The following is an 8,197-nucleotide window of genomic DNA, read 5'->3' on the forward strand; positions in this document are numbered from 1 at the left end:
AATCAACAATCGATTGTGGGGTTCTCTTTCCTGATTTTCGTCTCGGTGCTGTACTGCTCGTATCTGTATGTCGACGGACTGACGTTCTTTCGCATTCTGTTTCGCGCTCATCTGGGGTGGTTGTACCCTCTGGTGTTGAGCGTCGTGCTGGCTGGATTAGTATTGAGTTTCCGTCGAAGTGGGCAAACCAAAGAAGAAAACGTCGCCAACGACGTCGTACCCGACTGATGAATCGACTCTCGCAGGATAGAACAAGGTGCCATTCTCCCCTGACCCAGATTCACCATCAGGCGGCGACCTGCTGAAAAGGGAAAGCGAGGCAGGTCTTTTTGATTTCGGTCCCTTTTCTTTCCAGAAAATGAGTGTGCTCATTGAGCCTTGGCGTAAAGAGGATAACACAATCCATCCCCCACTGTTCATGGGGAACACGAATCCTTGTGTCAGAAGCAAAGTTGTTATTTTCTCGTTTTCCCGCTACGCTTGAGAGACAAAATACAATAGACGAATTCCTCCAGGCGTTTGACTGGTGTTATTCACGGGCGCAGTTCAAATCAACTGCAAATATGAGATCAATGGCAATGGAAACAATCATGCGCGTGATGCTTTTGGCAACGATGAATAGAAGAGATTGTCCAATCCAGAAAGAGAATGAACACGCGCAGAAACGCAACACGTTGAAGTGGGTGGTCTGGCTGTCTGCCTTTGCCTTATTTGGTCTGTTCCGGCAGGCGCAGGCTGCTGACGTCCCTTACGATGTGAAGATCGTAAAAAATGTCATGGTGCCGATGCGCGATGGTGTCAAACTGGCGACCGATATCTATTTGCCGGCCAAGGGGGACGAGGTGGTTGGGGGCCGCTTTCCGGTCGTGCTCTTCCGCACTCCGTATGGGAAATCCGGAATGGGTGTCAGTACATCAAAATATTTCGTTCGTTTGGGTTATGTTGTGATTGGGCAGGACACGCGAGGCCGTGGAGGATCGGAAGGGACCTGGCATTGGATGAGCGATGATCGGGAGGATGGCTACGACGCAATCGAATGGATCGCTGAGCAGCCCTGGTCGAATGGGAAGATCGGCATGCTGGGTTGCTCTTATGTCGGCGCGACGCAGCATCTGGCAGCCATGACGCGACCACCTCACCTGACCACGATTATCCCCTCAAATCCGTCGATCAACCACGGCATTGGCGCGACGATCTATGGCGGTGCTTTCCGTTTGCGGGTCTGGAAATGGGTCATCGGTAATGTTGCAAAAGGGAGTCGTCAGGCACGCGATCCCAACTTGAAAAAGGCGCTGGAAGAACAGGCGGCCCAGTGGCGTTACTATCTGCTCAACCTGCCACTTCGGCGTGGGATGACACCGTTGCGCATTGCCCCGGAATATGAAAACATGCTGATTGAAATGATGGAACATCGTCGGAATGACGAGTACTGGCGCTTCAGCAACATCATCGAATACGTCGACGAGCACAAAGACCTGCCGACCTTGATGGTCGGCGGCTGGTACGACCTGTTCAGCAGCAGCACGACCGAGACTTACATGGCTTTAAAGAAATCCAAGCAATCGCCGGTCCATTTGATTATGGGCCCCTGGCGACATTGTGGAAATAAGCAATCACACGGCCAGGTGGATTTCGGTCCGGACGCGGCTGTTGGCATGATGACTTATCAACGGGCCTGGTTTGATCGTTGGTTAAAAGACTCCGCCGGCGATTTCGACAGCAAAATACCGTATCGCACTCCGGTTCGCCTGTTTGTGATGGGGAGCGGCGACGGGCATAAAACTGAGGATGGTAAACTCTTTCATGGGGGCTACTGGCGTGATGAACCGGATTACCCGCTGCCGCAAGCCCAGCCGACGAAATATTATTTGCAGAAGAGCGGCGATCTTTCGACCGCACCTCCTGAGCAAGAGACTGCCTCCACAACCTTCGAATTTGATCCTGAGAACCCCGTGCCAACCGTCGGCGGGTGCGTTGTGGGTTCGGGAACGCTCATGCAGGAAGGCGCCTGGAACCAATGGGGGGGCAACCATACCTGGAGCTGGCCCGTCCCTTTGCCCCTTTCTGCGAGAAACGATGTGGTTGTTTTCATGACGCCTCCACTGGAACAGGATGTCGAAATTGTGGGCCCGATTCGTGTCAAGCTGTGGGCTTCGTCATCTGCCGTTGATACCGACTTTACGGCCAAGTTGATCGACGTGTATCCCTCCAGCGCCGACTTCCCTGCCGGGTTCGACTTGATTATGGGAGACGGGATCATTCGCGCCCGCTATCGCGATTCCGATCAGGAAGAAACCCTGATGACGCCAGGCGAAACCTATGAGTTTAACATCAAGCTCGATCCCTGCTCGAATCGGTTTAAGAAAGGGCATCGCATCCGTGTGGATCTTTCCAGCAGCAACTTTCCCCGTTTCGATGTGAATCCTAACACCGGGGAACCGCCCGCCGACTCTCGTCGCAAGGTCACGGCGACAAACACCATCTACCATGACAGGCTGCACCCATCACACATCATCCTGCCAGTGATTCCGAGTGTTAAATGACTGGCGAGTCTTTTGATGCTTCCTGTCAAAACAAAGAATCTGAAATCAGAAAAAACGGACTCATTCACATCGAGTTACCCGCAGACTAGAATGCGGAGTTCCTCAAACAGCCTGTGATGCGACAGATCCCGTCAGGCAGATTGCCCGAATCTGAATGAGCCAGTGTCCGGGTTTATTGTATCGTCTCGGCGGCCATTCAGATTGAGTATAACAGGCTCGGTGATGTTGAAATGGGACGCGCTCTAGAATTCACCGACGACTTCACCATTGGACCGGGTCGAGAGGCTCAGCAAGGTGGGGTAGTCAATACTGGTCGAGAGAAAACGGACGGCACCGTCACCCATCAGGAAATGAGTCCCTCCTGTGTGCCAGCTCCAGAAGGAGAGAATACTCTGATTTGTGTCAGGCGGCAGATCGGGCGGTGCCAGTCCGCGTTCGGCACTGATGTATTGTTCGCATTCCGTGCCTCCGCAGATGGGCCACCCCCAGCCCCAGTCGGCAGGAATCCCCCGCTCGCCTACCAGAAACGTCGTGGATAGTCCATCAGTCACGTCACCGAACCGGGTGCGGCTTTTGGTATAGAGAATTCCGTCGCCGTTGAGAATGCCATTAAAGGGACACATTCCAGAACTGCTTTCCTTGCTTCCGCTGACGCCCAGGTAGTCGGAGGGGTAGAGACGGCCCGTGTTGTAGGAATTGGGAGTAGGACCTGTCGGGCCGGAAAGGAGTTGAACTTGCGAATTGGGATCGCTCGGACAGGTTACAATCGGGAGCAGAATCGAACTGGGATCTGGTAATCCAGCAGCCTGCTGATTGAGGATGAACTGGGCACAGTCAGTTTGTTCAAAATCAATTGTGGCATAAACGTTGGCTTGATCGATAAACGGGAGCAGGTGGGCAACGAATCCCCAGGCGAGACCGGTTCCCCGCAAACTTCCCGGAGGCAGAATCTGGTGGGTGTCATGATAGTTGTGCAGAGCCAGTCCATATTGCTTGAGATTATTTTTGCACTGCGACCGTCTCGCTGCTTCCCGCGCCTGTTGCACGGCAGGCAGAAGCAATGCGATCAAAATCGCGATGACCGCAATGACTACCAGCAATTCGATCAGTGTAAATCCGCAGGATTTGCGATGTTTCATTCGTGACCTGCCCCCTGTTCAGGATTGGGAGAGGGGAGTTGCGCTATCGCATCAAGCATGAAATCGGACCTCATTTCACGTCGCTGATCCGGGGAGGGAACAGTTCTCTGGAAGCGCCATCGCTGCGGCAAAACTTCTTGTGCAGAAGCGCCCTTGAGCAGTGGAACATGTCTTTCAATCAAGACAGCGTATTCACCGGGGAACGGCCCATTTTCTCGTGTGAACGAATATCTTCCGTGCTTGACCCGTTCCGATGTGACCGGCAAGTTTGTTTCTGATGCTGTCGGACGGAAGGAGATCGTGCCCTGGAAATCCTGAAGGCCTTCAATCTTTCCGGAGAATGAAATCCGCCCTGTATCCTCACCGCAGCCGACCACAGACAGGCTCAGAAATACACAGAGAAAAACGGCGGTGTAACAATGAACGCCGCGCTGCGTGTCGGAGGCTAGATCATTGCTTTCCATTTCATGCCCTCAGTTCAGATTCCCACGTTTTTCACTGGGAAGCTGTGGAAATGCTCATTGAGAGAGTTTCGTATCTTCCAGTTACATGAATTTGTATATATATGTTACTGGGCAAGGCAGTAAGGTCAAGTGACCTGAGCTTTGACGTCGTCTCTGCGAGAGTCTTGCATGGCAGTATTGTACTTCGGGTGATTAAACAGGAAGTCAGCGACTGTCTTCACGATTTTCAAGAGGAGCGCAGTTACGTAAAAAAGGCAATTACCGCTTGCGCTGTCACTGAGCTGCAGTTGGAGTCTGAAACTGCCATTCGTCCTGGGGATCGAGCAGTTGACGGCATGCTTTTCCCTGCAGCCATTTGCGGGCATCCTGGTTCTGGCGGAGGTAGGTGTCCCAGAAGGCGGTGGTGACTGCCAGGATCTCCGGGTGATGTTTGGGATTCTGGCGGATTCTTCCGGGACGTTCCGTGCCATCGGAAAACGCAGAGTGCAGGGCGTCAAACAGAACCAGTTCGTATTTGTCGATCGTGTCTGGCAGGCCCGGATACACTTTGCGGCGATCTTCCACCGTGGTGTCGTTGATGGGGGATGTGTCTTTGGTGCCGGTCAGCAGCATCCAGGGAATGGAAACCTGACCAAACGACTGAGCGGGATCAGACCGGCCTTGAGTGCTGGGGCTGAACATGACTGCCGCCTTGATGCGCGGCTCTGTAAACCGCTGCCCCACGATCCGCCATGTCTGTCCGCTGACTCCCTGTGTTGTGACCGCTCCGAACGAATGGCCCGACATGCCGATGTGTTGCAGGTCCAGCTTTTTGTGGAACGGATGTTGCGCATCGGTATTCCAGCTGGCGAGCTGATCCAGCACGGCTGAGACATCCTGATAACGGTCCATCGTATTCTGCAGAGTGGTTGCAGATTTCAAAGCCTTGAGCCGCTCTCGCAGGGCCGCCTCTTTCCAGACCGCTTCATCGCTGCCGGCGTGTTGCAAAAAGACGACGACATAACCACGCTTCGACCAGTGTTCTCCCAGATAACGGCAACCGTTCCTTGAACCTCCCAGTCCGTGGCTGAATAAAATGACCGGGGCGGCCTGTTTCTGTTCGGGTAAATAAAGTCGCAGGGGAATGTCCCGCTTACGGTTCTGATCCTGCATCGTGATGTCGACGGGTTGTGGAGCAGGGCTGTCACTGATTTTCAGCGGATCGTATGGTTCTGCCTGCACAGGATTGTTTTCGAAAAACAGGATACAGGCCGCCAGAACCAGACAGAATGGCAGAAACTTCATCATTTCATCCTTCTCAACGAAGCCACTCTCAAAGCGGCTGTGTGTCGACAGTGATTGTGTTTTGCAGAGATCTGATCGCTGATCTGAGAGCATCGAAAGACATCCATTCAACACCGAAAACGGGAACGGGTATCGCTCCCTTTTATGAATTCTGGTTTGATTTTACACGGTGATGCGACTGATTCAAGTTCGCTATCAATCGGCGACCTGCTGAAAAGAGTAAAGTGGGGCAGGTCTTTTTGATGATTCATTCGCGATCTCGTTTCTGCTGGCTGTCTGGAGAGCAGCAGCGGCATTCTATGAAAAATCGTTTCCACTTGATGGTCAGGTCTTTATAATGAATGCAAATGACTCGGAGAAATGTCAACTCTTTGTAAAACAGGAATGCCCCGGCGCTACACAGTCGCCGGGTTTGCTTCATCCGGTTTCGCGCGCAGGGAAACCAGTTACAAAAAAATGCATTATGAAAGAGGCCCCTTATGGAACGTAAAGAAGCATCGCAATTTGATCAGGAAGTTCTGGATCTGTACGACGATTACGCGCACGGACGACTCAACCGGCGGGATTACATTAAGCGGCTCGGTCTCTTCGCTGCGGGGGGGATGACGGTGGAATCTCTGCTGGCCAGTCTCAGTCCCAACTATGCTTGGGCAGAGCAGGTCAAAGCCGATGATCCCCGCATCAAGACAGAAACGGTGACCTACAAGTCGCCCGAGGGGAACGGCGAGATGAAAGGCCTGCTGGCCTGGCCGGCGAAAGGGAAGAAGTTTCCCGCTGTGCTGGTCATCCATGAAAATCGTGGATTGAATCCGTATATCGCCGATGTGGTGCGGCGGCTTGCTGTCAGCGGTTTTGTGGCCTTTGCGCCGGATGCGTTGACTCCGCTCGGCGGTTATCCCGGCAACGATGATGACGGTCGCGCCATGCAGGCCAAACTTGATCGCGACAAGATGATGCAGGATTTCATCGCCGCGGCAAAGTTTCTTGATACACATCCGCTTTCGACCGGCAAGCTCGGGGCAGTGGGATTTTGCTTCGGGGGCGGTGTCGTCTACCAGCTTGCGATACAGATTCCCGACGTGATCGACGCCGGCGTTCCCTTTTATGGGCGTCAGCCGGAGCTTGCGGATGTGCCTAAAATCAAAGCACCTCTGATGATCCAGAATGCTTCGCTCGACAAACGCATCATGGAGGGGGCCGGTCCGTTTGAAGCGGCGCTCAAAAAGAATGGCAACACATTCGAGGCTTTTGTGTATGAAGGCACAAATCATGGTTTCCACAACGATACCACTCCCCGCTACGACGAAGCCGCTGCGAAGCAGGCCTGGGAGCGGACGATTGCGTTCTTCAAAAAGAATCTGGCTGAGAAAGACTAGACGAATGCAGGTGTCTTTCCGGGGGCTGTCGCAGGTGGCTTCCGGAAGTCTGCCTGCTCTGAACCTTGTTTCGTTTTCCCCCTGCGATTGGACAGCCACTGCCAGGCAGAGTGCCTTGGAGCTTTCGTATCAGTGATTGATTATTGAACCTCGTCAATAAGAGAGTAGAGAGACCCGCATCATGAGGAAATACACGCCTGCCAGAACTCGCCAGCCTGGATTGCTCGGCCTTGCCTTGGTCTTCATTGTTGCCATCGGAACCCTTGGCACAATGATCCAGGCGGAAGAGTCAAAAGCCGCGCCCCGGTTTGAGAAAATATTGTTCCTGGGTAACAGTATTACGCTGCACGGGCCGTCGCAGAAGATTGGCTGGGAAGGCAACTGGGGGATGGCGGCGAGTGCATTGGAAAAGGATTATGTCCACGTTGTGATGCGTTCGCTCGCCAAATCGTCAGGCATGACGCCGAAAGCGCTGGCAAAAAACATCGCTGCTTTTGAGCGGCAATACGCCACATATGACCTGAAAGAAAACCTGCAGGACGCCTTCGCTTTTAAGCCCGATCTGGTCGTGGTCGCGATTGGAGAGAATGTGCCGAAGCTGGAGTCAGAGGAGGCGAAAGCGCAGTTTCAGGCCAGCGTCGAAAAACTGCTCAAAGAACTGCAGACGGACAACCAGCCGACGATCATCGTGCGGAGTTGCTTCTGGCCCAATCCCGCGAAAGACGAAGCGCTGCGTCAGGCCTGTCAAAAAGCCGGCGGGATGTTTGTCGATATCAGCGGTCTCGGCAAAGATGAAGCAAACTACGCCCGCTCGGAACGTGACATTCCGCACGCCGGAGTCGCCGCCCATCCCGGCGATCGAGGAATGCAGGCGATTGCCGCCGCCCTTCTGAAAGCTCTGGAACCAAAATAAGTGTGCGACCGGGAAGACGAGCGGGTTGTGCTGTTTCTGTTCCAATCCCCAGACAACACAAGTGGGATCGATCTTAAATCCGCACTTATCGCAGACGGGACATGTCATCGAGATTTTTCCCGCTGTGCAGTAGGGGCATACATCAGAATCGAGCAGGATTTTACATTGCTCTCCGAATTTAATCCCGCATTCCGGGCAGGAGCGGTCTTTCCATTTGAAACCCCAGTCGCTCCATCAGCTTGGACAGTAGTCTTGAGGAACGACATGTATTTCACCATTGATGACATACTTCTGTGGTGATGCATCGTTCCAGGTGCGAAATATCTTTCCACTTTCGGCAGTTGATATGCCGGTATTCAACAATGGTAAAACTCGTTCCTGTTCCCAGTCAATCACATCCATAACGCAGTTGATGGTGATTCCGTATCGTTTATCCAGACTTTTAACAAGTTCCATCAACTGCGAGCGAATGATTTCA

At 53.2% G+C, this 8,197-nt stretch carries 8 protein-coding genes; 4 read left to right on the forward strand and 4 right to left on the reverse strand.

What is annotated here, in order from left to right; genetic code table 11:
• On the forward strand, positions 1–228 hold a 228-nt coding region (locus Q0294_RS16115), incomplete at its 5' end, for a hypothetical protein (RefSeq protein WP_299467496.1).
• Positions 229–590: 362 nt separating this feature from the next.
• A complete protein-coding gene (locus Q0294_RS16120) occupies positions 591–2,543 on the forward strand; it encodes a CocE/NonD family hydrolase (RefSeq protein ID WP_299467498.1) in 1,953 nt (650 codons plus the stop codon).
• Positions 2,544–2,785: 242 nt separating this feature from the next.
• On the opposite strand, the gene Q0294_RS16125 is transcribed toward Q0294_RS16120, so the two are convergent.
• From Q0294_RS16125 to Q0294_RS16135, 3 genes are all read right to left on the reverse strand, one after another.
• Positions 2,786–3,682: a DUF1559 domain-containing protein gene (locus Q0294_RS16125; protein WP_299467500.1), complete on the reverse strand. Its 897-nt coding sequence runs from the start codon at positions 3,680–3,682 to the stop codon at positions 2,786–2,788.
• Positions 3,679–4,146 carry a hypothetical protein gene (locus Q0294_RS16130; protein ID WP_299467502.1) on the reverse strand — a complete coding sequence of 156 codons (468 nt, stop codon included), beginning with the start codon at positions 4,144–4,146 and terminating at the stop codon, positions 3,679–3,681. Before Q0294_RS16130 ends, Q0294_RS16125 begins: the two co-directional genes overlap by 4 nt.
• 273 nt (positions 4,147–4,419) lie before the next feature.
• The gene (locus tag Q0294_RS16135) at positions 4,420–5,430 is read right to left on the reverse strand and encodes a dienelactone hydrolase (protein ID WP_299467504.1); all 1,011 of its coding nucleotides are present in this window, start codon (positions 5,428–5,430) and stop codon (positions 4,420–4,422) included.
• A gap of 479 nt (positions 5,431–5,909) precedes the next feature.
• On the opposite strand from Q0294_RS16135, the gene Q0294_RS16140 reads away from it, so the two are divergent.
• Positions 5,910–6,806, forward strand: a complete 897-nt coding sequence (locus Q0294_RS16140; RefSeq protein WP_299467506.1) for a dienelactone hydrolase family protein — start codon at positions 5,910–5,912, stop codon at positions 6,804–6,806.
• A gap of 181 nt (positions 6,807–6,987) precedes the next feature.
• Positions 6,988–7,719: an SGNH/GDSL hydrolase family protein gene (locus Q0294_RS16145; protein WP_299467508.1), complete on the forward strand. Its 732-nt coding sequence runs from the start codon at positions 6,988–6,990 to the stop codon at positions 7,717–7,719.
• Between the two features lie 234 nt (positions 7,720–7,953).
• Here Q0294_RS16145 and Q0294_RS16150 read toward each other — a convergent pair.
• Positions 7,954–8,197: hypothetical protein (locus tag Q0294_RS16150; RefSeq protein ID WP_299467510.1), on the reverse strand; the 244-nt coding region annotated here is incomplete at its 5' end.

The sequence above is a fragment of the uncultured Gimesia sp. genome (assembly GCF_937919775.1).
In the GTDB taxonomy this organism is placed as follows: domain Bacteria; phylum Planctomycetota; class Planctomycetia; order Planctomycetales; family Planctomycetaceae; genus Gimesia.

Bases quoted from the DNA above. Each gene is read 5' to 3' on its own strand.
- Q0294_RS16120 (WP_299467498.1), top strand. From the start codon at position 591: ATGCGCGTGATGCTTTTGGCAACGATGAATAGAAGAGATTGTCCAATC.
- Q0294_RS16125 (WP_299467500.1), bottom strand. From the start codon at position 3,682: ATGAAACATCGCAAATCCTGCGGATTTACACTGATCGAATTGCTGGTA.
- Q0294_RS16130 (WP_299467502.1), bottom strand. From the start codon at position 4,146: ATGGAAAGCAATGATCTAGCCTCCGACACGCAGCGCGGCGTTCATTGT.
- Q0294_RS16135 (WP_299467504.1), bottom strand. From the start codon at position 5,430: ATGAAGTTTCTGCCATTCTGTCTGGTTCTGGCGGCCTGTATCCTGTTT.
- Q0294_RS16140 (WP_299467506.1), top strand. From the start codon at position 5,910: ATGGAACGTAAAGAAGCATCGCAATTTGATCAGGAAGTTCTGGATCTG.
- Q0294_RS16145 (WP_299467508.1), top strand. From the start codon at position 6,988: ATGAGGAAATACACGCCTGCCAGAACTCGCCAGCCTGGATTGCTCGGC.